This is a genomic window from Halorubrum sp. SS7, from assembly GCF_005435055.1.
GTDB classification, from domain to species: Archaea; Halobacteriota; Halobacteria; order Halobacteriales; family Haloferacaceae; genus Halorubrum; species Halorubrum salinarum.
Window position 1 is genome coordinate 112,001 of record NZ_SGXV01000001.1, and the last position, 22,004, is coordinate 134,004.

The 22,004-nt window shown below is 71.6% G+C and carries 22 protein-coding genes and 1 tRNA gene; 13 read left to right on the forward strand and 10 right to left on the reverse strand.

Annotated elements, in window-relative coordinates; genetic code table 11:
- Nucleotides 1-3: 3 nt before the first annotated feature.
- Nucleotides 4-777: a prephenate dehydrogenase gene (locus tag EXE44_RS00610; protein WP_137715517.1), complete on the forward strand. Its 774-nt coding sequence runs from the start codon at nt 4-6 to the stop codon at nt 775-777.
- A gap of 20 nt (nt 778-797) precedes the next feature.
- Nucleotides 798-2,255 carry a small ribosomal subunit Rsm22 family protein gene (locus EXE44_RS00615; RefSeq protein WP_137715518.1) on the forward strand — a complete coding sequence of 486 codons (1,458 nt, stop codon included), beginning with the start codon at nt 798-800 and terminating at the stop codon, nt 2,253-2,255.
- A 33-nt stretch (nt 2,256-2,288) separates the two neighbouring features.
- On the opposite strand, the gene EXE44_RS00620 is transcribed toward EXE44_RS00615, so the two are convergent.
- Nucleotides 2,289-3,023, reverse strand: a complete 735-nt coding sequence (locus EXE44_RS00620) for an SOS response-associated peptidase (protein ID WP_137715519.1) — start codon at nt 3,021-3,023, stop codon at nt 2,289-2,291.
- A 24-nt stretch (nt 3,024-3,047) separates the two neighbouring features.
- Nucleotides 3,048-3,761: a glycerophosphodiester phosphodiesterase gene (locus EXE44_RS00625; RefSeq protein WP_137715520.1), complete on the reverse strand. Its 714-nt coding sequence runs from the start codon at nt 3,759-3,761 to the stop codon at nt 3,048-3,050.
- A gap of 146 nt (nt 3,762-3,907) precedes the next feature.
- Between EXE44_RS00625 and EXE44_RS00630 the strand changes: the two genes are divergently transcribed.
- Nucleotides 3,908-4,678 (forward strand): ribonuclease H-like domain-containing protein, encoded by a 771-nt coding sequence (locus EXE44_RS00630; protein ID WP_137715521.1) that lies wholly within the window; start codon nt 3,908-3,910, stop codon nt 4,676-4,678.
- A gap of 77 nt (nt 4,679-4,755) precedes the next feature.
- Here the strand turns inward: EXE44_RS00630 and EXE44_RS00635 are convergent, their stop codons facing one another.
- A complete protein-coding gene (locus EXE44_RS00635) occupies nt 4,756-5,637 on the reverse strand; it encodes a hypothetical protein (RefSeq protein ID WP_199241171.1) in 882 nt (293 codons plus the stop codon).
- A 288-nt stretch (nt 5,638-5,925) separates the two neighbouring features.
- The gene (locus EXE44_RS00640) at nt 5,926-7,215 is read right to left on the reverse strand and encodes a polymer-forming cytoskeletal protein (protein ID WP_137715523.1); all 1,290 of its coding nucleotides are present in this window, start codon (nt 7,213-7,215) and stop codon (nt 5,926-5,928) included.
- 168 nt (nt 7,216-7,383) lie between these two features.
- Between EXE44_RS00640 and EXE44_RS00645 the strand changes: the two genes are divergently transcribed.
- The 5 genes from EXE44_RS00645 to EXE44_RS00665 all read left to right on the forward strand — a co-directional run bounded on the left by EXE44_RS00645 (nt 7,384) and on the right by EXE44_RS00665 (nt 8,914).
- A complete protein-coding gene (locus tag EXE44_RS00645) occupies nt 7,384-7,563 on the forward strand; it encodes a DUF5786 family protein (protein ID WP_121562061.1) in 180 nt (59 codons plus the stop codon).
- A gap of 72 nt (nt 7,564-7,635) precedes the next feature.
- Complete coding sequence (locus tag EXE44_RS00650) at nt 7,636-7,833, forward strand: DUF5800 family protein (RefSeq protein ID WP_004598428.1); 198 nt, start codon at nt 7,636-7,638, stop codon at nt 7,831-7,833.
- A 180-nt stretch (nt 7,834-8,013) separates the two neighbouring features.
- A complete protein-coding gene (locus EXE44_RS00655; RefSeq protein WP_241991772.1) occupies nt 8,014-8,439 on the forward strand; it encodes a hypothetical protein in 426 nt (141 codons plus the stop codon).
- A gap of 2 nt (nt 8,440-8,441) precedes the next feature.
- Nucleotides 8,442-8,654 (forward strand): helix-turn-helix transcriptional regulator, encoded by a 213-nt coding sequence (locus tag EXE44_RS00660; protein ID WP_137715524.1) that lies wholly within the window; start codon nt 8,442-8,444, stop codon nt 8,652-8,654.
- Nucleotides 8,655-8,713: 59 nt separating this feature from the next.
- Nucleotides 8,714-8,914 (forward strand): hypothetical protein, encoded by a 201-nt coding sequence (locus tag EXE44_RS00665; RefSeq protein WP_121562064.1) that lies wholly within the window; start codon nt 8,714-8,716, stop codon nt 8,912-8,914.
- 162 nt (nt 8,915-9,076) lie between these two features.
- Here EXE44_RS00665 and EXE44_RS20135 read toward each other — a convergent pair.
- From EXE44_RS20135 to EXE44_RS00675, 3 genes are all read right to left on the reverse strand, one after another.
- Nucleotides 9,077-9,251, reverse strand: a tRNA-Trp gene (locus EXE44_RS20135).
- Nucleotides 9,252-9,390: 139 nt separating this feature from the next.
- The gene (locus EXE44_RS00670; RefSeq protein WP_121562065.1) at nt 9,391-9,615 is read right to left on the reverse strand and encodes a DUF5795 family protein; all 225 of its coding nucleotides are present in this window, start codon (nt 9,613-9,615) and stop codon (nt 9,391-9,393) included.
- A 109-nt stretch (nt 9,616-9,724) separates the two neighbouring features.
- Entirely contained in the window at nt 9,725-10,735 is a 1,011-nt protein-coding gene (locus EXE44_RS00675) for a DUF5794 domain-containing protein (protein WP_137715525.1), read from the reverse strand.
- Nucleotides 10,736-11,258: 523 nt separating this feature from the next.
- Between EXE44_RS00675 and guaB the strand changes: the two genes are divergently transcribed.
- From guaB to EXE44_RS00695, 3 genes are all read left to right on the forward strand, one after another.
- Nucleotides 11,259-12,746, forward strand: coding sequence for an IMP dehydrogenase (gene guaB, locus EXE44_RS00685; protein ID WP_137715527.1), 1,488 nt, complete (start codon nt 11,259-11,261; stop codon nt 12,744-12,746).
- Nucleotides 12,747-12,906: 160 nt separating this feature from the next.
- Nucleotides 12,907-13,494, forward strand: coding sequence for a HalX domain-containing protein (locus EXE44_RS00690; RefSeq protein ID WP_137715528.1), 588 nt, complete (start codon nt 12,907-12,909; stop codon nt 13,492-13,494).
- Between the two features lie 59 nt (nt 13,495-13,553).
- A complete protein-coding gene (locus EXE44_RS00695; protein WP_137715529.1) occupies nt 13,554-15,548 on the forward strand; it encodes a DEAD/DEAH box helicase in 1,995 nt (664 codons plus the stop codon).
- Nucleotides 15,549-15,611: 63 nt separating this feature from the next.
- Here EXE44_RS00695 and EXE44_RS00700 read toward each other — a convergent pair whose 3' ends face one another.
- On the reverse strand, nt 15,612-16,673 hold the full coding sequence (locus tag EXE44_RS00700; protein WP_137715530.1) for a phytoene/squalene synthase family protein: 1,062 nt from the start codon (nt 16,671-16,673) through the stop codon (nt 15,612-15,614).
- Between the two features lie 177 nt (nt 16,674-16,850).
- Between EXE44_RS00700 and EXE44_RS00705 the strand changes: the two genes are divergently transcribed.
- A complete protein-coding gene (locus EXE44_RS00705) occupies nt 16,851-17,996 on the forward strand; it encodes an acyl-CoA dehydrogenase family protein (protein ID WP_137715531.1) in 1,146 nt (381 codons plus the stop codon).
- Nucleotides 17,997-18,018: 22 nt separating this feature from the next.
- Here EXE44_RS00705 and EXE44_RS00710 read toward each other — a convergent pair whose 3' ends face one another.
- A complete protein-coding gene (locus tag EXE44_RS00710) occupies nt 18,019-20,046 on the reverse strand; it encodes a PH domain-containing protein (RefSeq protein WP_137715532.1) in 2,028 nt (675 codons plus the stop codon).
- Nucleotides 20,043-20,507, reverse strand: coding sequence for a PH domain-containing protein (locus EXE44_RS00715; protein ID WP_121562074.1), 465 nt, complete (start codon nt 20,505-20,507; stop codon nt 20,043-20,045). Before EXE44_RS00715 ends, EXE44_RS00710 begins: the two co-directional genes overlap by 4 nt.
- 172 nt (nt 20,508-20,679) lie before the next feature.
- Between EXE44_RS00715 and EXE44_RS00720 the strand changes: the two genes are divergently transcribed.
- Complete coding sequence (locus tag EXE44_RS00720) at nt 20,680-21,969, forward strand: Glu/Leu/Phe/Val dehydrogenase (protein WP_137715533.1); 1,290 nt, start codon at nt 20,680-20,682, stop codon at nt 21,967-21,969.
- Nucleotides 21,970-22,004 lie beyond the last annotated feature (35 nt).

Genomic DNA, 22,004 nt, shown 5'->3' on the forward strand with positions numbered 1-22,004 from the left:
CCGATGGACCTCCTCGTCGTCGGCGCCGGTGAGATCGGGCGCTGGGTGGCCGACACCGTCGCGGCCGACGCCGCGCCCGTCGACGCGAGCGTCGCGTTCGCCGACCGCGACCCGGCCGTCGCGGCCGACGCCGCGGCGGGGCGCGACGCCCGGACGGTCGAGGCCGACGGGGACTCCGTCCACGACGCCGTCTGCCTCGCGGTGCCGATGTCGGCGGTGCCGGCGGCGGTCGAGGCGTACGCGCCGCGAGCGCAGGAGGCGATCGTCGACGTCTCCGGCGAGATGACCGACGCGCTCGCGGCGATGCGCGAGCACGCCCCCGGCCTCGAGCGCGCGAGCTACCACCCGCTGTTCGCGCCGCCGCGCGTCCCGGGGAACGTCGCGGTCGTCGTCGACGAGGGCGGCCCGGCGGTCGAGGGGCTCACCGCGTCGATCGAGGCCGGCGGCAACGAGGTCTTCGAGACGACCGCCGCGGAGCACGACGGCGCGATGGAGACCGTTCAGGCGGGCGCGCACGCGGCGGTGCTCGCGTGGCGGCTCGCCGCGGAGCCGGTCCGCGAGGAGTTCCACACCCCCGTGTCGGCCGCGCTCGACGACGTGGCCGACACCGTCACCGAGGGGTCGCCCGCGGTGTACGCCGAGATACAGCGCGCCTTCGACGGCGCCGAGGACGTGGCCGACGCCGCGGCCGCGATCGCGGACGCGGACGACGAGGCGTTCGCCGCCCTGTACGAGCGCGCCCGCGGCGACCGCGAGGGGAGAGAGCGGCTGGAGTGAGACGACGCGAGAAGACACCAATGATCGACAGAACCGCGGTCCGGAACAACGCGAACTACCTGCGCAACGTCAGACCGATCGACCCCGAGGAGATCGCGGAGTACATCGAGGGGACGCCGCACCCGGCGGTCGTCCGCGAGACGCTCCGCGAGGAGGCGTTCGACCTCCGGCTCCGCGAGCGCGAGGACGGGGCCTTCGTCCCCGTCGAGGAGGCGCCCGTCGACCCGCCGGGCTGGGCGCCCGAGACGCTCCCCGAGGCGTACTCGTTCGCCCTGGAGGACCTGCTGGTCCGCGAGTACGGCGCGAACTGGCACCGCGGGGAGTCGGGCGCCGAGCTCCGCGAGCGCGTCCGCCGGATGAAGACGGACTACCTCTACGAGAACGAGGTCGAGTACGACCGCGTCGCGGCGCTCGGCTACGCCATTTACCACCTCCCGGCGTACTACGCGACGGTCGGGTACGTCCTCGACGACCTGACCGAGAACGGCCTGCTCGACCGCACGCTCCGCGTCCTCGACGTGGGCGCCGGCGTCGGGGGTCCCGCGCTCGGGCTCCACGACTACCTCCCGGACGACGCCGTCGTCGACTACCACGCGATCGAGCCGAGCGCGGCCACGGATGTCCTCGACCGGCTGCTAGAGGAGACCGGTCGCAACTTCCGCGCGACGGTCCACGAGACGACCGCCGAGGCGTTCCTCGGGCTCGACGAGGGCGAAGAGCCCGCCCCGGCGACCGACGAGGCCTTCGACCTCGTGCTGTTCGGCAACGTCCTCTCGGAGCTCGCCGACCCAGCGGCGGTCGCGGGCGCCGCGGTCGACGCGCTCGCGCCCGACGGCAGCGTCGTCGCGTTCGCGCCGGCCGACCGGAACACCGCGACCGGGCTCCGCCGGGTCGAGCGCGAGGTCGTCGCGTCCGGCGGCGACCCCGGTCGGGACGCCGAGATATACTCGCCGGCGCTCCGCCTGTGGCCCGACGCGGTCCCGACCGACCCGGGCTGGTCGTTCGACGTGGCCCCCGACCTCGCGGTCCCGCCGTTCCAGCGCCGGCTCGACGAGGCGGCGGCGCGCGGCGAGACAGACGAGCCGGGCGAGTTCGTCAACGTCGACGTGCAGTTCGCCTACTCGATCCTCCGCCCCGACGGCCGGCGGCGCGTCGACATCGAGGCGAGCGCGGAGCGGTGCGCGCGCATGGCCGAGTCGGAGCGGCACGTCACCGACCGGGTGAACCTGCTCGCGGTGAAGCTCAGCCACGACCTGAGCGAGGGGGACAACGCCGTCTACCGCGTCGGCGACGGCTCGCAGGCGACCGACCACTACCTCGTCTGTACCCGCGAGACCGCGCTGAACCGCGACCTCCGCGAGGCCGGCTACGGGTCCGTCGTCTTCGTCGAGAACGGGCTCGTCCTCTGGAACGAGGACGAGGGCGCGTACAACGTCGTCGTCGACGACGAGACGGTCGTCGACCTGGTCGCGCCCTGACCGGGCGAAACTGGTCTCGACGGCCGCCGCGACTCAGTCGCTCGCCACCGGCTCGATCAACTCCGGCGCGTCGACGCTCGGCGAGTTCACCCGCGTCGACACCGGGTGCGCGGTCAGCTCGTCGCTCGGGTAGGGATCGAGCAGGGCGGCGGCCTCGTCGGCGCCGCCCCGGAGCCACGTCTCCTCCTCGCCGGCGTCCGGGTCCAGAATCACCGCCATCCGGTGGTGGAGGTCGGCGACGAGGTCGTTCGGCTCGGTGGTGACGACCGCGAACGTCTCGACCGCCTCAGACGCTCCGTCGCCCTCGGAGCCGCCGTCACCGGCGCCGCCGCCGAACGCGTCGAGGCCGGTCTGGGTCGTCTCCGGCGTCGGCGGCTCCCACCGCTCGTAGATGCCGGCCATCGCGAACGGCCGGTCGTCCTCGAAGGCGACGCGGTAGGGGGTCTTGCCCGACCCGCGGCCGCCGCCGACCCACTCGTAGAAGCCGTCCGCGGGGACGAGGCAGCGCCGGCGCTCGAAGGCGTCCGCGAAGCTCCGCTTCTCCCGCACCGTCTCCGCGCGGGCGTTGATGAGGTCGAACGACTCGTCGGCCCACGAGGGCGTCAGCCCCCACTCCATCCGCGTCGCCGCCGACGGGTCCGCGTCGGGGATCACCGGCAGCGACTGCCCGGGCGCGCAGTTGTAGCTGGGTTCGTGGTCGCCGAAGTCGGCGCCGAACCTGTCTTCGAGGTCGGCGGCGGGGGTGAAGAGGGTGTAGCGGCCGCACATACGGATCGCTTGCCGCGAGACCACTTAATTCCGCGACGACCGGTCGGCCTCCGGCAGCAGGTCCCACCGGTCGGCGATGACCCCGTCGACGCCGGCCGCGACAAGTCGCTCGGCGTCCTCTCGGTCGGCCGCGGTCCACCCGTTCACGGCCAGCCCCGCCTCGTGTGCCGCCTCGACGAACCCCGGTTCGGTCGCGAGGTCGATCGGCGGATGGACCGCGACGCACCCGAGTTCGGTCGCCGTTTCGACCGCGCGCTCGGCGGTCGCGTCCGCGACGAGCAGCGCGCGGTCCGTCGCCGGGTCGCCGTCTCGCAGCGACGCCAGCGCCTCCGGGCGGAACGACGAGAACAGCACCTCGGTGTCGGCCCGCCGCGCGACGGCGAGCACGTCGAGCGCGGTCTCCGGTTCCTTGATTTCGACGTTGACGCCGATCCCCTCGGGGACGGCCGCGAGCGCCTCGCGGAGCCGCGGGATCGGTTCGCCGGAGTCGAGCACCGTCAGTTCGCGCAGCGCCTTCCAGTCCGTGTCCGCGACGCGCCCGGACGCGCCGGTCAGCCGGTCGAGTTCCGCGTCGTGGAAGACGACGAGCTCGCCGCTGGCGCACCGGCGCACGTCGACCTCGACGGCGTCGACGCGCGGCGCCGCGCGCTCGACGGCCGCGACCGTGTTCTCCGGGTACTGGCCGGCGCAGCCCCGGTGGCCGATCAGCGTGACACCGTCACGACCCGCCCGCTTCATCGGGCCGCCCTCGGCGCGTCGGTCGCCCCGTTCGATCGGTCGTTCACGCGCTCGCCTCGGTGCCGCGGCGTGTTAGCTCTTCGCTCGCGGTCGGCCGCGCGGCCGCTCCCGTCGGCTTTTTGCCCGCGCGCCGCTCGGGGACGGACATGCGCATCGAGAACAGCTTCATCCCCGTCGAGGGGGTGGGCGAGACGACCGAACTGCGCCTCTGGGAGCGAGGGGTCACGACGTGGGACGAGTTCGACCCCGCGGTCGACGTGGCGGGCGTGGGCGCGACGACCGCCGACCGGATCGAGTCGTTCATCGCGGAGGCGCTCGCGCGGCTCGACGACGGGGACGCCGCCTACTTCGACCGGGCGTTCCCCTCGGGCGAGCGCTGGCGGCTCTACGAGAACTTCCGCGAGGAGACCTGCTTCTTCGACATCGAGACGACCGGGCTCGACGAGCGGCGCGACCGCGTGACGACCGTCAGCTTCCATCAGGGCGGCGAGACGACGACCCTCGTCGCGGGCGAGAACCTCACCGCGCGGCGCCTCCGCGAGCAGTTCGCGGACGCGAGCCTGCTCGCGACGTTCAACGGCGCGCGCTTCGACGTGCCCTTCCTGGAGACCTCCTTCGACGTCGAGATCGACACCCCTCACCTCGACCTGATGTACCCCGCGAAGCGGATCGGCCTCTCGGGCGGGCTGAAGCCCATCGAGGAGGAGATCGGGATCGACCGCGACCGCCCGGACATCTCCGGCCGGGACGCGGTCCGCCTCTGGCGCGAGTACGAGCGGGGGAGCGACGAGGCGCTGGAGACGCTCGTCTCGTACAACCGCGAGGACGCGGTCAACCTGCGGGCGCTCGCCGACGCGGTCTGCGATCGCCTCGACGACGAGGTGTTCGTCGCCGCCTCGGACGGAGACGGCGACTGAGAGGGACCCGATAGGCGCGGACGGCGGGTATGGACCGCCGCGGTCGGAGTCGGCGGTCGGCGGGGTCGACGCCCGCGTTACCGACGCAGGACGAGGCCGCTGTTCCCGACGACGACGGCGTCGCCGTCGACGTCGACCGCGTTCAGGTTCTCGCCGGTCGGCGTGTCGAGCGCGAACCGATCGTCGGCGGTGAGCTCCTGGACGACGCCGCCGCTGCCGACGACGTACCCCGCCTCCCCGTCCGTCTCGACGTCGACGAGGTCGGCGTCGCCGAGCGCGTCGGGCGTCCAGTTCGCGCCGTCGTACGTCAGGACCGTCCCGTTGCCGCCGGAGACGGCGACGTCGTCGGGCGCGTCGCTGTCGAGGCCGTAGAAGGTCACGTTGGCGTCCTCAATGCCGATGGCGTTCCAGGTGACGCCGTCGTCCGTGACGAACACGCGGCCGTTCGTGTCGATCGCGTGCCCGCTGCGAGGGCCGTGGAAGTCGATCGCGGGGAGCGCGGAGCCGCTGCCCGGCGTGACGTAGTCCCACGTGCCCGTGGCGCCGTTCTCGAAGCTGTAGTAGATCTTCCCGGAGTCGCCGGCGACGTAGACGTTCGCCTCGCCGGCCTGCCCGGTGACGGCGACGGCGTTGTAGTTGTTCGTGTTGTCCATCGGCGCCGAGTGGTCCACGAGCGTGTCCGTCGCGGGGACGTACTCGCCGATGGCGCCGCTCGCGCCGACGAACCAGACGCGCTCGCCGTCGTCGGTGACGGCGGCCCCGTAGAGGTTGTTCCCGTTCCCGGTCGGGCCGCCGTCGCGAAGCGTCCGCCAGCCCTCGGCCGCCGGCGCGGTGAGGACGCCGCCGCCGCCGACCGCGAAGCGGCCGGCGTTCGCCGACACCACGTCGTGGAGCGTGCTGTCGGTCTCGGTCGCCTCGACGGTCCAGTCGCCCTCCGCGGCCGCGGCGACACCTGTCACGCTTCCCGATGCGACGATCGCACCCAGTCCCGCCAGCGTCGCGCGGCGGGTCGCCGTCAGAGATCGGCTCATGACGCACCCGGGGCTTTCGGTGCCTGTTGTAAGTGCCTTGTGTCAGTTTAGACTTAGCGTGAAATTAAATTGGCTAAAACCGCGTTAAACGTCGAATGGAGCGGGGGTTCCGCGATAAACTATCTCCAAACGCCTGCCGAAAAACGGCTGTTTAGGCGTAGAGAACGGAAGTCCGGGTTCTGTCCCTGACGGACGCAACACGTCCGACGCAACGGGTCAGGAGTCGTCGTCGGACTCGACCGTCTCGGTCGCCGCGCCGGCGTCGGCGGTCACCGCCGCGGTCTCCTCGGCGTCCGCGGCGGATCCGTTTTCGGAGGCGGTCGTCTCGTCCTCGCGCGCGGACGCCGCGGGCTCGCTCTCGGCGGTCGCGTCGGCATCCGACTCGCCGTCGAGGTCGCGGTCGTCGTCCGCGTCGGCGGACTCGGCGGCTTCTCCGTCGTCGACCGATCCGTCGTCGCTGTCGCGGTCCGACTCGTTCGCCTTCTCGGCTTCCGCGTCGGCGGACTCCACTGTCTCTGCGTCCGCGCCGGCGGACTGGTCAGCCTCAGCTTCAGCGGCGTCGGCCCCGGTTTCGGCGTCTGCGGCATCGGCTCCGGTTTCGGCGGCCGCTTCGGTCTCCGCCTCCTCCGGTTCATCGGACTCGACCCCGTCGTCTTCGCTCGCCCGCTCCGCTTCCTGGATCAGCTTCATCTCGCCGCGCGCCCGGAGGGTGCCCTGGATCTCCGCGCCGTCGTACACCACGAGATCCCCCGCGGAGACGTCGCCGAGGACGCGCGCGCCGCTCTCGACGGTCACCGTCCCGCCGCGGGTCGTCACGTCGCCGTGGATGATCGTGTCGGCGCCGACGGTGACGTCCTCGCGGGCGCGCAGCGAGCCGAACACCTCGTTGCGCTCGCCGACGCGGATCGACGCCGCGCGGAGGTTACCGTGGAGCCGGCAGTCGTCGCCGACGGTGGCCGGGGTCGACACCCGCCAGGCGTCGTCGGATATCTCGGCGTTCCGCGGGACCAACAGCGGGTCCCGCACGTCGTCGCCGTCGGCGAGCGCCTCCGCCAGTTCGTCGGCGGCGTCGGTCTCGCCGACGCGCAGCAGCTGCGAGAGGACGATGAAGTAGAAGACGATCGTCGGCACCGGGTTGCGGATGACGATCCAGCCGTTGGCCTCGAACCCCTCCTCGATCGTCACGTCGTCGCCGATGTCGAGGTCGCCCGACACCATCAGGCGGCCGGTGACGGTCACCCGCTCGCCGAGGTACGCGTCCTCGCCGACGAGCACGTTGCCGTCGACGGAACACCAGGTGTCGAGCCGGCAGTCGCCCTCGGCCTCGATGTCGTCGCCGACGCGCACGCGCTCGCCGATCGCGACGTTGCGGCCGCGGACGCCGAGCTCGACGGTCGACTGCCCGCCCACGAGCACGTCGCCGTCGACGACGACGTCGTGCTCCTCGACGGTCGTCTCCGAGGGGATCGCGAGCTCCTCTATCGGGCCGTCTCCTCGCAGCGACACACCGGGAGCAGTCGCCCCGAGCGTATAAACGGTGCGGGGCGTCGGACGAGCGTCGGACGGGAGCGCGCCGCCTCCAGCCCGAGCGGGGGCCTCCGGAGCGGGACGTGAACGCTTCCCGCGGCGGCCCCCTGTCGCCGCGCTTTTCAGTGCGCCGCCGGTAGCCCGCCCATGGGATTCGGATCGTACGACGAGAGCGAGCAGAAGGACCAGGACGTCGACACCGACGAGGACGACGCGGTGAACGTCCACGAGAACGACCACGACGGCGATGTCACCATCGAGGGCGACGCCGACACCGACGACCTCGTCGGACGCCTCTCCGAGATGCGCGACGACGACGACGAGTAACGCCCGACGAACGCTCGCCGCCGGCGGGCCCGTGTCGCGCTCCTTTTACAGATTCGCCGCCTACGGCCGGGTATGAGCACCGACCTGACCTTCACCGACCGCGGCGTCGACGTCGTCTACGAGGGCACCGAGTTCGAGTTAGAGAAGACGCTGATCGAGGAGGCGACCGGGAAGTCGTACCGCGACGTCACCGACCACGAGGTGCTGACGATAGTCGCCGAGGACCCGGACCTGGACGGCGAGCCGGTCCGGATCGGGGACGTGCTGTAACGGACGACTGCCGACGGTTGCCGGACGTTCCTCTGACGACCCCGACTCGGTACCGCCTCGTCGAATCCGCTCTCGTTGTGCGATCTGACTTGCCTCTCGTGAGCGACGGTGCTCGCCTCGCTGACCGTAGTAAGAAATATATAACGTTAGATTAAACTAACACACAGAGGTGACAATCGCATGCGACCTCGCACGAAGTACCGCATCGGACGGGCCGTTCACATGCTCGTCACGGTGCTGACGCTCAACCTCGGACTGGCCCGGGAGTCGGCCCCGCTCATCGCCAGCGGCGCGGTGCTGTTCGTCGCGTTCTTCACCGTGAGCCGCACGCTCGCCGACCGCGTCGGCTACACGCCGACCGACGAGCGCACCCGAGCGCTCACGCGGACGGCCGCGAGCCGCGCCGCGGTGCTGCTGTTCGGGGGCTCGCTCGCCGTCTTCCTCGTCGGATCCGCGCTCCAAGCGACGGGCGGAATCGACGGTGTCGCACAGACCGCCTACGCGCAGGCCCGCGTCGTGGTCGTCTGGGCCGCCGTCGCGATCTGCGTCTCCTCCGTCGCCCACGGGACGCGCGCGTGGGTGCGGCGGCGCGGCGTGGAGGCGTGATCGTGGAGTTCGACACCCGCATCCGCGAGCTCCGCGAGGAGGCCGGGCTGACCCAGGCCGAGCTCGCCGACCGCGTCGACGTGACTCGGCAGACGGTCCTCTACGTCGAGAAGGGCGAGTACAACCCCTCGCTGGAGCTGGCTTGGCGCATCGCGCGCGAGTTCGACGCGCGCGTCGAGGACGTGTTCGACCTGCCCGACGAGCCGCGCGCGTAGCGCCGCTGTCGCGCGGTCCGACCGGACGACTTTTTCCGACGCCCGCCGAAGTGAACGGCATGGACATCGGATTCGACCTCGGAGCGAACGTCCCGTCCGGCGTGCTCGCGCTCCACGCCGTCATCGCCGTCGTGTTCCTGGGCCTCGCGGGCGTGAACGGCGCGAACGGCGAACTGATCGGGCTGGGGATCTACCTCGCGATGGCGGGCATGATCGGGCTCGTCGGCCTCATGGCCGGCCGGATCGTCGCGCGGCGCTGACCCGCGTCGACCCGTCTTCGACGGGGTGCCGTTCGCGTCGCCGAATACAGCAGCAGAGTTTGCGGCTACGGGGATCTGAACCGCGGTCGTCGTCGCTTCTCGGTTCAAATCCCTCCTCAGCACGTCGCCGTCGCTCGCGGTGTTGCTCGCGACAGCAGGAAGTGGGGCCGGAGGGATTTGAACCCCCGATCGACTGATATCTCCGGTGCGCCTCGGAACTCCAGAGGGTCGTCAACGCGACCGATGATCAGTCGGCCGCTCGGTATATCAGTCTGGAGTGTCGTCCCGGGCGCAAGCCTCTGGAGTCAGTCGCCATGCCTGGCTTGGCCACAGCCCCGCGTGATCTCGCATCAGTTCGTTGCCGAAACGCGGATAAAGGGGTTTCGATCGAAAGCGATCGAGGGACGGCGGGGGGCTTCCGCTCCGGGTGCCTCCGGCCCGTTCCGCCGATCGTCGGGTGAGTCGGTCTACGCGGTTCAGTCGCGGTCGTCGGCGCTCCAGTCGCAGTCCTGGCACTTGTAGCCGGTGACGAACTCCGTCACGCTCGGCATGTACCCGACCGAGATGACGTCGCCGCCGCAGTCCGGGCAGTCGCGGTCGGCGTCCGTGATCGACTCGGCCTCCAGCACCGACTCCCCTTCGACCAGCTCTGCGAGCTTCTCGGGCGTCACCATCCGCCCCTGAACGACGCGGTTCGACATACCGGCCGTTCGGGACCGAGTGCCTAAACCCCGGCGACACGCGCGGGGGTCGGAGCGACGGAGAAAGCGGTCAGGCGGGGCGCGCCGTTCGCGGGCGGCCACCCGCCGGTCACAGCCACGGCGCGCGGGAGTCGTCGTCCGCGAACGGGTCCGCGCCGTCGTCGTCGGTCTCTCGCCCGTCGCCCCCGTTCGCGAGGACGGCGACGTCGTCGTCGACGATGGGCGAGGGCCCCTCCGGCGGGGCGTCGAGCGGCGGATCGCTCGGGGCCTCCGCGTCCGGCTCCTCGCCGGCGTCGGTCGCGTCGCCGTCGTCCGCCTCGGGGGAGTCGCTCGTCGGCGCGTCGTCGTCGGGCGCGTCGTCGCCGGCGGCGCTCGCCTCGCCGTCCGCGCTCGGGTCGTACGCGAACAGGGTCGTCACCGCGAGCACCGCGAGCGCGATGGGCGCGTCCGTCTGCATGAGGTCGAACGGGCCGAGCAGGATCGGCAGCGCGAGCACGCCCAGCGCGACCGCGGAGCCGAACCGGAACCGGTCGATGTCGACGCGGCCGCGGAGGTGCGGCGAGAGCAGCGCGATCGACAGCGCGAACGCCACGCCCACGGCGGCGGCCGCGGTGCCGTTGACCACGTACTCGGTCGAGGTCTCTATGGCGAACCCCGACGGGTCGAAGCTCGCGACGAGGCCTAGGCCGATGATGACGCCGGGGCTCGGCAGGAACTCGCCGACCTCCGAGCTGGCGGTCTTGGCGGCGATGGTGAGGATGACGAGCCCGGCGAACCGCTCGAAGACGGGCAGGTTCAGGAGCCCCTGGAGGGTCGGCGCGAGGGCGGCCTCGACGGCGGCGACCGGGATGATGACCGCGCCGATCAGCAGGACCGAGGTGGCCATCTCCCGCCGCGAGCCGTCCATCTCGGCGAGGATCACCGCGGCGGTCGCGGAGCCGCCGAAGATGAGGATGCCGGTCTCGACGACGCCGGTGGCCGATCCGAGGACGCCGGCGACGACGAGGGCGGGGAAAATGCCGTCGACAAGCGGCAGGGCCATGACGGTCGCGAGCAGCTTCGTCGCGCTCCCGACCTGCTGTTCGAGCCGCAGGGCGACCGGGTGGCGTGACGTGCTCATTTAGGGACGATAGCCCTGACCGACGGGGTGGCGGTGGGACGCGTGCGACTCGCGATGGTCCGGGGACCACCACGCGGAGTCCACGCCGCGACGGGTCCGACGAGCCCATGTAAAGCGTTTGCGCGGATTGCCGGCTGTAAAGCGGACGCCGAGGGCGGCGTTCGGCTGGCCGGCGATGCGCGCGTTCACGGGACTGTCGGAGTCCATACCCAATATACGCGTTTCGGTCGCGTTAAAGGTTGTGTGAGACGTGTCCGCACGACACGATGGATCGACGGCGATGGTAGCGCTTCGATGACGATACATCGACGTTCGCCGAGCATCCCCGATCATCTCTCGGTTTTCGGACCGCGGCCGCCGGGCGGACCGAACGGTCGAGGCCGTCGGGCCCATTTCGACCGCGGTCGCGACAGATCTCGTCGAGATCGGCACGATTCTGTATATAACACGGGTTCGGATGTGAGCAACCACCACGTCCGTGCCGTCTCGCAACGCTTTTCATCGGGCGCTTGTGACGCATTATATGGCGACAGATTCTGACCGGTTCTCGGCGAAGCTCGAGGTTCCGGAAGCGCTGACGTTCGACGACGTGCTGCTCCGACCGAAGGAGAGCCGCGTCGAGCCCGACGACGCGGACCTCTCCACCCGCGTGTCGAAGAACGTCGAACTCACCGTCCCCGTGCTGTCGGCGGCGATGGACACCGTCACGGAGAGCGACCTCGCCATCGCGATGGCCCGCGAGGGCGGGCTCGGCGTCCTCCATCGTAACATGACCGTCGAGGAGACGGCCGCGGAGGTCGAGCGCGTCAAGCGCGCGCACGAGCTCGTCATCCGCCGCGAGAACGTCGTCACCGTCTCGCCCGACGACACCGTCCGCGAGGCCGACGCGGTGATGGAGCGGCAGGGCGTCTCGGGCGCCCCCGTCGTCGCCGAGGACGACACCGTCCTCGGGATCATCTCCGGCACCGACATCCGCCCGTACCTGGAGGTCGGCGAGGACGACGCCGTCCGCGAGGCGATGACCGACGAGGTCATCACCGCGCCGGAGGACGTGGACGCGCGCGAGGCGCTCGAACTGATGTACGACCACAAGATCGAGCGCGTCCCCATCGTCGACGGCGACGAGCGGCTCGTCGGCCTGGTGACGATGCAGGGCATCCTCCAGCGCCGCGAACACGAGGAGGCCGCCCGCGACGAGCGCGGCCGCCTGCTCGCCGGCGTCGCCGTCGGCCCCTTCGAGGAGGAGCGCGCCGTCGCGGCCGACGAGGCCGGCGTCGACGTCATCTTCATCGACTGCGCCCACGCGCACAACCTCAACGTCCTCGACTCCGCGGAGGCGATCAAGGCCACCGTCGACGCCGACGTGGTCGTCGGCAACGTCGGGACGCGCGAGGCCGCCGAGGCGGCGGTCGACTTCGCCGACGGCCTGAAGGTCGGCATCGGCCCCGGGTCGATCTGTACCACGCGCGTCGTCAGCGGCGCGGGGATGCCGCAGATGACCGCGGTCGCGGAGGTCGCCGACGTCGCGGCCGAGCACGACGTGCCCGTCATCGCCGACGGGGGCATCCGCTACTCCGGCGACGCGATCAAGGCCATCGCCGCGGGCGCGGACGCGGTGATGCTCGGCTCGTACTTCGCCGGCACCGACGAGGCGCCCGGCCGCGTCATCACGATGCAGGGGAAGAAGTACAAGCAGTACCGCGGGATGGGCTCCGTCGGCGCCATGAAGTCCGGCGGCGGCGACCGCTACCTCAAGGAGGAGGACGAGGACGAGGAGTTCGTCCCCGAGGGCGTCGAGGCCGCGACGCCGTACAAGGGGAGCCTCGCCTCCGAGCTCCACCAGCTCACCGGCGGCATGCGCTCCGGGATGGGGTACGTCGGCGCCGAGACCGTCCCCGACCTCCACGAGCGCGCGGAGTTCGTCCGCGTCTCCTCGGCGGGACAGAGCGAGAGCCACCCGCACGACGTGATGATCACCGACGAGGCGCCCAACTACAGCCCGGGCGAGTAACCGCGGAGGCCGTGCGGCGGGCGAGACCGGCTCCGAGCCCGGACCGGGCGGAGCCGAGTCCGGCCGCGCCGCCGATCGACCCCCGCGTCGAAGAGGTATTTTAATATAGCCAGCGGCGAGACGAAACGTGTGAGCGAACACCCCCTCGCTCCCGTCATCCATGAGTGAGCAACCGCCGCTGGTCCTCGTGGTCGAGGACGAACCCGACTTGGCCGACCTGTACGCCGCCTGGCTCGGCGACGAGTACCGCGTCCGAACCGCGTACGGCGGCCGCGAGGCGCTCGATCAGCTCGACGAGGCCGACAACCAGGTCGACGCGATACTTCTCGACCGCCGGATGCCCGGCCTCTCGGGCGACGAGGTCCTCACGGCGGTCCGCGACCGCGGCATCGACTGCCGGGTCGCGATGGTCACCGCCGTCGAGCCCGACTTCGACATCCTGGAGATGGGGTTCGACGACTACCTCGTCAAGCCCGTCACGAGCGACACGCTCCGCGAGACCGTCGAGGGGCTCCTGCGGCGCGGTGAGTACGACTCGGAGGTCCAGGAGCTGTTCTCGCTGACCTCGAAGAAGGCGATGCTGGAGTCCGAGAAGAGCGCCAACGACCTCGCCGACAACGAGGAGTACCAGCGGCTCACCGAGCGGATCGAGGAGCTGCGCGAGCGGGCCGACGAGTCGCGCGACGCGGTCGCGAGCGACGACGAGGACTACGAGAAGCTCTTCCAGGACTTCGACGCCGACGCGTAACCCGCGGCGAGGGGGATTCCGCCGACTCTTTATCACCGGTCCCGCCGAACGAGCGGTACATGCGCGTCCGGGACCTGCCGCTGTCTCAGCCCGTCGTCGACCACTTCGCCGAGCGGGGCGTCCGCGAGCTGTACCCGCCCCAGCGCGCGGCGGTCGACGCGGGCGTCTGTGAGGGCGCCGACGTCGTGGCGGCGGTGCCGACCGCGTCGGGCAAGACGTTCATCGCCCAGCTCGCGCTGTTGACGGCCGGCGGTCCCGGTCTGTACGTCTGTCCGCTCCGCGCGCTCGCCCGCGAGAAGTACGAGACGTTCGCGGCGCTGCCGGGCGTCGACGTGGGCATCTCCACCGGCGACTTCGACGCGACGGGCGAGGCGCTCGCCGGCAACGACGTGGTGGTCGCCACGAGCGAGAAGGTCGACTCCGCGATCCGCAACGGCGCCTCGTGGGTCGACGAGCTCGCCTGCGTCGTCGTCGACGAGGTCCACCTCCTCGGCGCGAAGCGACGCGGCCCGACGCTCGAAGTGACGCTGGCGACGCTCCGGCGCCGGAACCCCGACCTCCAGACGGTGGCGCTGTCGGCGACCGTCGACAACCCCGACGCCATCGCGGACTGGCTCGACGCCGCCCTCGTCGAGTCCGAGTGGCGCCCGGTCGACCTGCGGACCGGCGTCGCGGTCGGCGGCGAGGTCGCGTTCGACGACGGCACGAGCCTCTCGGTCGACGTCGGCCCCGACGAGACCGCCGGCGACGGTGACGGCGGCGAGGCCCGGGACGGGGGTGCCGACGACGCCGACGACCCCGACGCGACCGAGGTCACCGCCGCGCTCGTCGCCGACGCGGTCGCGGACGGCGGCCAGTGCCTCGCGTTCGTCCGCTCCCGGCGCGAGGCGGTCGACCTCGCGGAGCGGCTCGCGGAGGGCGGCCTCGCCGCGGCGCTGGGCGTCGAGGACGCGGCCGCGGCGGCCGCCGAGGAGGCCACCGACGTGGACGGCACCATGACCGGCCGACAGCTCGCGGACTGCCTGCGCGCCGGCGTCGCGTTCCACCACGCCGGGCTCCGCTCGGGCCACCGCGCGGTCGTCGAGTCGGCGTTCCGCGAGCGCGACGTGGCCTGTATCTGCGCCACGCCCACGCTGGCGGCCGGGGTCAACGTCCCCGCGCGCCGCGTCGTCGTCCGCGACCAGCGCCGCTACGGGGAGGGCGGCATGTCGTGGATCCCGACGCTCGAGGTCCACCAGATGTGCGGCCGCGCGGGCCGACCGGGGCTCGACCCCCACGGCGAGGCGGTGCTCGTCGCCGACGCCGACGCGCGCGACGAGGTGCGCGAGCGCTACGTCGAGGGCGAGCCCGAGGCGGTCGAGTCGCAGCTCGCCGACCCCGGCGCGCTCCGCACGCACGTCCTCGCCGCGATAGCGACGGACTTCGCGGCGACCGAGACGGAGATCCTCGACGTGTTCGAGGGGACGTTCTACGCGCGGGAGACCGGGGCGGGCGGCCTCGCCGACGCAGTCGCCGTCGCGGTCGACGACCTCGTCGCGGCCGGGATGGTCGCCCGGGAGACGGGCGGCGTCGAGGACTACCGGCTCGTCGCGACGGCCGTCGGCGAGACGACCTCGAAGCAGTACGTCCGCCCGGAGACCGGCCAGCGGATCGTCGCCGGGCTCCGCGCCGCGGCCGACCTCCCCGAGGCGACCACGCTCACCGCCTTCGAGGTGATCTGCGACACGCCCGACATGCAAGACACCTACCTCGGCAACGCCGAGCGCGCGGAGATCTACCGGTTCGCGCGGCGGAACGCCGCCCGTCTCACCACGGACATGACCGACCCGGACGACTTCGAGGGGTGGCTGGAGTCGGTGAAGACGGCGCGAATCTTAGACGAGTGGATCGGCGGCGCGACGGTCGAGGAGCTCGTCGACCGCTACCGGATCGGCCCCGGCGACCTCGACTCGCGCGTCGAGCGCGCGGAGTGGCTGCTGAGCGCGGCCGAGGCGCTCGGGGAGACTATCGAGGTGCGCGTCCCGGCGGTGTCGCGGGCGCGGTCGCGGCTGTGAGAAATAGCGGTGAGAAGCTGGTAGAGAGATGCGAGGAGAGCCGGCGGCGTCGGGCCGTGGTGGTCAGTCCGCCGACCCGACCGCGCGGTGGAAGGGGGTCCGCGCGATGGTCTGTCGCAGCTCCGCCAGCGAGTCGCGGCCGACGCCGCTCGCGGCGGACATCACCGCGAACACCTCCTGTCTGGACACCTTCACGCCGGTCTCGGTGAGCGCGTCCTCAGGGCGGCTCCCCAGCTCGCGGAGGGTGCCGACCGCGAGCAGGTACGGGACGGTCCACGCCTCCATCGTGTTGCCGTTCGAGAGCGGCATCGTCTCCAAGTACGCCTGCGCGTCGTCGAGGAACGAGCGGGCGTAGTCGGCGGTGCGGTCGACGACGCGCGCGGACGACTCGCGGTTCTCGGGGTGGACGACGCGCTCCTGGTCGACGCCCTCCGCCTCCAGCCACTCGGCGGGGAGGTAGATGTTGTTCTCCTCGGTGTAGTCGTCGTACACGTCCTTCGAGACGTTCACGAGCTGGAGGAGGAGCCCGAACTCCTCGGCGGTCTCCCGCAGCCGCTTCGCGCGCTCCTCGGCCACGTCGCCGCGGGTGAGCAGGTTCGTGATGAGGTTGCCGACGGTGCCGGCCGCGTAGTAGCAGTACTGCTCTAACTCGTCGCGGTCGTCGATGCGGAGCCCGCCCTCGGTGGCGTGGCGGTCGACGAACATCGCCATCCCGTCGACCATCTCCAGCACCGGCGGGACGATGGCCGCCTGCGCCTCCGGGTCGAGTTCCTCGAACGTCGCGACGATCGTGGGCGCGTCGGCGACGACGCTCCAGTCGTCGTCGCGCTCCGCGGGCAGCCACTCGTCGACCGTCTCGCGGAACTCGGCGATGTCGGTCTCGTCGTCCGGGTCGATCGCTCGCCGGTACGTCCGCAGCACGTCGCTCTGGGCGTCCGGCGGGATGTGCCCGGCGTCCTCGACCGTGTCGGCGACGCGACAGAGGAGGTAGCCGACGCAGATCTGCGACGCCATCGGTTCCTCTAACACGTCGACCGTCAGCGCGAAGGTCCGCGAGACCCCCTGGACCGCCTCGTGACACCACGCGAGGTCGGCCTCGGCGGGGGCGTGTTCTCGTCCGCTCATTCAGTTGCCAGTGTTTACGGCACAACGCATAAAAAGCCTCGTGGAACGGCGGCCGCGCGTCGATCGCCGCTCGGGGCGGCGAAACCGCACGACTCGGTCCCCGTCAGCGCCGACGAACCGCCGACCCGTGTACAACCGTGTGGAAACGGCTAAGTCCGCCCGGCCGAAGGCCACGGCATGGAGTTCACGCTCACCGAAGAGCAGCGTCAGATCCGCGACACCGTCGCGGAGTTCGTCGACGAGGAGGTCGTCCCGCGCGCGGCCGAGATCGACGAGACCGACGAGTTCCCCGCCGACCTCGTCGAGGAGATGGCCGACCTCGGGCTGATGGGCATGCCGTTCCCCGTCGAGTACGAGGGCGCCGGCCTCGACTACCACAGCTACGCCATCGGGCTCGAAGAGATCTCACGCGGCTCCGGCGGGCTCGGCACCGTCGTCGCGGCCCACACGTCGCTGGCCGGGAACATGCTCTACGAGTTCGGCGACGAGGCCCAGAAGGAGGAGTACCTCACCGCCCTGAACACCGCCGAGGACATCGGCGCGTTCGCGCTCTCAGAGGCCGAGGCCGGGTCGGACGTGCCCGCGATGTCGACGACCGCGGAGCGCGACGGGGACGGCTACCTCGTCAACGGCGGGAAGCTCTGGATCTCGAACGGCTCCGTCGCCGACACGGTCACGCTGTTCGCCAAGACCGACCCCGACGCCGGGCGGAAGGGCATCTCGTCGTTCATCGTGCGCCCGGAAGAGGACGACGGGTTCGTCGTTGAGGGGACGGAGGACAAGCTCGGGGACAAGGGGTGTCCGACCGCGGAGCTCCGGTTCGACGACATGTGGATCCCGGAAGAGCGCCGGCTCGGCGAGGAGGGCGAGGGGTTCGTCCACGCGCTGAAGACGCTCAACGGCGGCCGGATCACCATCGCGGCCCGGTCGGTCGGGATCGCGCGCGCCGCCCTCGACGAGGCGAAGTCGTACGCCCAGCAGCGCGAGCAGTTCGACCGCCCGATCAGCGACTTCCAGGCCATCCAGCACAAGCTCGCGGACATGGACACGAAGGCCCGCGCCGCGGAGCTGCTGATGCACGAGGCCGCCGACCTGAAGATGCGCGGCGACGACTACATCAAGGAGGCCGCGCAGGCGAAGCTGTACGCCTCGGAGATCGCCCGCGAGGTCGCCAACGAGGGGATCCAGATCCACGGCGGCTACGGCTACACCAAGGACTTCCCCGCCGAGCGCTTCTACCGCGACGCGAAGCTCTCGGAGATCTACGAGGGGACGAGCGAAGTGCTGCGCAACACGATCGCCCAGCAGCTGCTCGACGAGTAGGTCCGCGAATCGGTCCCGCCGGTCAGGTCCGCGAATCGGTCCCGGCGCCCTCGGGGTCGTCGCCATCGCCGTCGGGATCACCCCCATCACCCTCAGAATCTTCGCCGTTTGCGTCCGCCCGACCGCTCTCCGTGTCGTCGCGGTCTCTTTCCATATCCTCGTCGCGGTCGTCGTCCGCCTTCGTCCCGTCCCGACCGCCGTCGGCGTTCGGCCCGTGCGCCACGTCGGCGTCCGACGGGTTCTGGTCGACCGCGTACTCGCCGGTGTCGATGCGCTCCGCGGGCTCCGAGTAGTCGCGGTCGCTCGGCGAGAAGTCCGGGCGGACGACGCCGTCTTCGGGGATGTCGAGCGCGTCGTCGTCCGTCGTCTCGTCCGCGTCCGGGACCGACGGCGTCGGGTCGGGCGCCGTCTCGTCGACGTCCGCGTCGGGGTCGTCGTCGCCGGGTGCGGGCGCCCCGTCGATGTCCGCGTTGAGTCCGCCGGCGTCCTCTTCGGGGTTGCCGTCGCCGTCGGTGCTCTCGTCGGGGTCGACGTTCCCATCGAACCACTCGAAGCGGTCGGTGCCGGCGCCGCGCCGCTCCGCGACGGCGGTCGCGAGGCGCTCGGTGAGCGTCTCCTCTAACGCCTCGGCCTCGGCCACCTCGAAGTCGACCGCGGCGGCGTCGCTGCCGGTCAGCGAGCCGGTCCCCGCCGTGTCGGCGACGACCGTCGCGACGCCCCACCGGCGCTGGAACACGGTGCGGCTGTCGATCACGTTCTGGATCCGGTAGTACGGGACGACGGCGACGGTCCGGCTCCAGAAGCCGTTCCGCGTGAGCAGGTGGTCCTCCCCGACCCAGTAGCCGCGGTGCTTCCACTTCAGGTGCGCCGCGGGTGGCGCGACGAGTAGCAGCGCGGCGACCGCGTACCACGGCAGCGACGGCGAGACGTACCAGTTCACGCCGTACGCGATCCCCGTGAGGACGCCGACGAGCAGCGCGTACCGGATGACGTACCGCCACCGGATCCGCTTCGGCGGCCGGTTGAAATCGGGGGTGCCGAACGACTCTATCTCGTGTGCGAGCCGGTAGACGCGGTCGGTCGCGGCGATGGGCACCGCGGACTGGTTGCCGGACTCCGCGCTCTGTCCGGGGGCGTACCCCGCGGTCTCGATGGAGAGGCTCGCGTAGCCGAGCGCGCGCTTGGCGGGGTTGTCCGTGATCCGCAGCGTCTGGACCTTCTCGGTCGGGATCGACCCGCTGTACCGCCGGAACAGCCCGCGCTCGTACCGGAGTTCGTCGCCGGCGCGGGAGAGCCGGAAGCCGTAGTAGTTCGAGAAGGCGACGCCCGCGCCGATGAGCCACGACGCGATGAACAGCGCCGCCACGCCGACGAACGCCGTCGCGGTGAGCGCGGCGGCCGACGTCTCCGGCAGGAAGCTCGACAGCACCGGGAACGACCCGGAGCTCAGGAACGCCAGGAGCCCGATCAGGCGCCCGTCGAACGAGAGCGCCCCGACCAAGGCCAGCTCGCTCGGCGAGATGGCGAACAGCTCCTCCTCGTCGGGCGCGAACGCGTCCTCGCGGCCGGCCTCGACCGCGTCCACGTCGGCCGCCGCTCCCTCGCCGGCCTCCTCGGGCCGCGCGCCCCCGGCCTTCCGGCGCTGGACCTCGCGCTGGAGCCGGGTCGCCTCGTCGGGCGTGACGAACCGGATCGACCCCTCGGTGCTGGAGCCGCCGGCGGTCTCTAAGTCGACCGCGGCGACGCCGATGGCGCGCTGGATCACGCTCCGGCTCACGTCGACGTTCTGGATCCGCCGGTACGGGATCTCCCGCTCGCGGCGGGAGATGACGCCGGAGGAGATGTCGAGCGTGTCCTCGGTGAGGACGTACTCGAACCGGCGGTAGTACGCGACCTCGTAGGCGAACATCGCGAGGAGGATGGCGGCCCCGCCGCCGACCGCGAGCGGGAGGCCGAACCCGCCGCTGTTCACGACCACGAACAGCGCGACGGCGGTTCCGGCCGCCTTCTGGAGCGCGCGGTACGGGACCGACTGCGGCGCCAGCTTCACACCGCGTCCTCCCCGTCGGCGCGGATGGCCAGCCGCTTCAGCTCCTCGCGGAGGTCGCTCGCGCCGTCCGGCGTCAGCCCCGGGATCCGCACGTCGGCGCCGCGCGACCCCGCGGTGTACACCACGCAGGAGGCGAGCCCGACGGTCCGCTCGATCGGGCCGCGGCGGGAGTCGACGTGCTGGATGCGCACCAGCGGCACCGTCGTCCGCACCTGCGTGAGCACGCCGCGGTCGAGGTAGATGGCGTCCTCGCGGATCTCGTAGCTCCAGCGCCGGTACCGGAGCAGCGCGTGCGCGACGGTCAGCGTCAGGACGACGGCGCCGACGGCGACCGGCGCCCATCGCGGGAGGTACTCGAGGTACGCGCCGCCCGCGAACGGGGCGGTCACGAGCGCCGAGAGCAGCACCGCGCGGAGGACCCACACGATCTGGACCCGGGGGTGGAGCGTCTGTGCCGTCATCGACGGTCCCCCGTCGCACGTCCGTGTGTCATGGGGGGCGATTGAGGGGCCCGACGTATAAGTCCGGTCGGAACCGCCCGGTGGAACTCGGTCCGAATCCCATGCGAGAGGATCTCTCTCGGAGGCGATACTTGCCGAAACCGATATCACGGGCGACGGAGTCGTGCCGGCCATGGCCGACGACCCGTTCCAGAACATGCTCGCCCAGATGGACCGCGCCGAGGAGTACGCAGACGTGGATCACGGGGTGTTCGAGCGGCTCAAGCACCCGGAGCGCACGCTGAAGGTGACGCTCCCCGTGGAGCTGGAGTCCGGCGAAGTCGAGGTGTTCGAGGGGTACCGCTGTCAGTTCGACAGCGCCCGCGGCCCGTTCAAGGGCGGCGTCCGGTTCCACCCGTCGGTCACCCAGCGCGAGGTCGAGGCGCTCGCCGGCTGGATGACGTGGAAGACGGCGCTCGTCGACCTCCCCTACGGCGGCGCGAAGGGCGGCGTGATCTGCGAGCCGAAGGACCTCACCGACCGCGACCTCGAACGGCTCACCCGGCGGTACACCGAGGGGATCCGCCGGATGATCGGCCCCGAGATCGACGTGCCCGCGCCCGACATGAACACGAACCCCCAGACGATGGCGTGGATGATGGACACCTACTCGATGTACGAGGGGTACTCCGTCCCGCAGGTCGTCACCGGGAAGCCGCTGGAGATCGGCGGGACGCCGGGCCGCGTGGAGGCGACCGGCCGCGGCGTCTCGCTCGTCACCGAGCGGCTCTTCGAGTACCTCGACCGCGACCTCTCCGACGCCTCCGTCGCGATCCAGGGGTTCGGCAACGTCGGGTCGAACGCGGCCCGGCTCCTCGACGAGGCCGGCGCCAACGTGGTCGCGACCTCGGACGTCTCCGCCGCGGCCTACGACCCCGACGGCCTCGACGTGGCGGCGCTCGGCGCGCACGTCGACGCCGGCGGGCTGATCGAGGAGTACGTCGCGGGCGAGTACCGGGGGAACGCGGACGGGTCGAGCTGGGACGACCCCGACCGGATCACCAACGCGGAGCTGCTCACCCTCGACGTCGACGTGCTCATCCCGGCCGCCGTCGAGGGCGTGATCACCGCCGACAACGTCGACGACCTCCGGGCCTCGGCGGTCGTCGAGGCCGCGAACGGGCCGACGACGGTCGCCGCCGACGAGGTCCTCACCGAGCGCGACATCCAGGTCGTCCCGGACATCCTCGCGAACGCGGGCGGCGTCATCGTCTCGTACCTGGAGTGGGTCCAGAACGCCCAGGAGTTCTCGTGGCCGCTGGAGACCGTCAACGCCGAGCTCGAGCGCCGCATCGGGAGCGCGTTCGACAAGACGATCGACCAGTACGACGAGAAGGAGCTGCCCGACCTGCGGACCGCGGCGTACACGCTCGCCTTGGAGCGCACGGCGAAGGCCCACGAGTACCGCGGGCTCTTCCCGTAGCGAGTCGCGCGCGGCCGGGGCGAACGCCCCCGGGG

Excerpts from the sequence above, each read along its gene's own strand:
- EXE44_RS00610 (WP_137715517.1), top strand. The coding sequence starts at position 4 with ATGGACCTCCTCGTCGTCGGCGCCGGTGAGATCGGGCGCTGGGTGGCC.
- EXE44_RS00615 (WP_137715518.1), top strand. The coding sequence starts at position 798 with ATGATCGACAGAACCGCGGTCCGGAACAACGCGAACTACCTGCGCAAC.
- EXE44_RS00620 (WP_137715519.1), bottom strand. The coding sequence starts at position 3,023 with ATGTGCGGCCGCTACACCCTCTTCACCCCCGCCGCCGACCTCGAAGAC.
- EXE44_RS00625 (WP_137715520.1), bottom strand. The coding sequence starts at position 3,761 with ATGAAGCGGGCGGGTCGTGACGGTGTCACGCTGATCGGCCACCGGGGC.
- EXE44_RS00630 (WP_137715521.1), top strand. The coding sequence starts at position 3,908 with ATGCGCATCGAGAACAGCTTCATCCCCGTCGAGGGGGTGGGCGAGACG.
- EXE44_RS00645 (WP_121562061.1), top strand. The coding sequence starts at position 7,384 with ATGGGATTCGGATCGTACGACGAGAGCGAGCAGAAGGACCAGGACGTC.
- EXE44_RS00650 (WP_004598428.1), top strand. The coding sequence starts at position 7,636 with ATGAGCACCGACCTGACCTTCACCGACCGCGGCGTCGACGTCGTCTAC.
- EXE44_RS00655 (WP_241991772.1), top strand. The coding sequence starts at position 8,014 with ATGCGACCTCGCACGAAGTACCGCATCGGACGGGCCGTTCACATGCTC.
- EXE44_RS00665 (WP_121562064.1), top strand. The coding sequence starts at position 8,714 with ATGGACATCGGATTCGACCTCGGAGCGAACGTCCCGTCCGGCGTGCTC.
- EXE44_RS00670 (WP_121562065.1), bottom strand. The coding sequence starts at position 9,615 with ATGTCGAACCGCGTCGTTCAGGGGCGGATGGTGACGCCCGAGAAGCTC.
- EXE44_RS00675 (WP_137715525.1), bottom strand. The coding sequence starts at position 10,735 with ATGAGCACGTCACGCCACCCGGTCGCCCTGCGGCTCGAACAGCAGGTC.
- guaB (WP_137715527.1), top strand. The coding sequence starts at position 11,259 with ATGGCGACAGATTCTGACCGGTTCTCGGCGAAGCTCGAGGTTCCGGAA.
- EXE44_RS00690 (WP_137715528.1), top strand. The coding sequence starts at position 12,907 with ATGAGTGAGCAACCGCCGCTGGTCCTCGTGGTCGAGGACGAACCCGAC.
- EXE44_RS00695 (WP_137715529.1), top strand. The coding sequence starts at position 13,554 with ATGCGCGTCCGGGACCTGCCGCTGTCTCAGCCCGTCGTCGACCACTTC.
- EXE44_RS00700 (WP_137715530.1), bottom strand. The coding sequence starts at position 16,673 with ATGAGCGGACGAGAACACGCCCCCGCCGAGGCCGACCTCGCGTGGTGT.
- EXE44_RS00705 (WP_137715531.1), top strand. The coding sequence starts at position 16,851 with ATGGAGTTCACGCTCACCGAAGAGCAGCGTCAGATCCGCGACACCGTC.
- EXE44_RS00715 (WP_121562074.1), bottom strand. The coding sequence starts at position 20,507 with ATGACGGCACAGACGCTCCACCCCCGGGTCCAGATCGTGTGGGTCCTC.
- EXE44_RS00720 (WP_137715533.1), top strand. The coding sequence starts at position 20,680 with ATGGCCGACGACCCGTTCCAGAACATGCTCGCCCAGATGGACCGCGCC.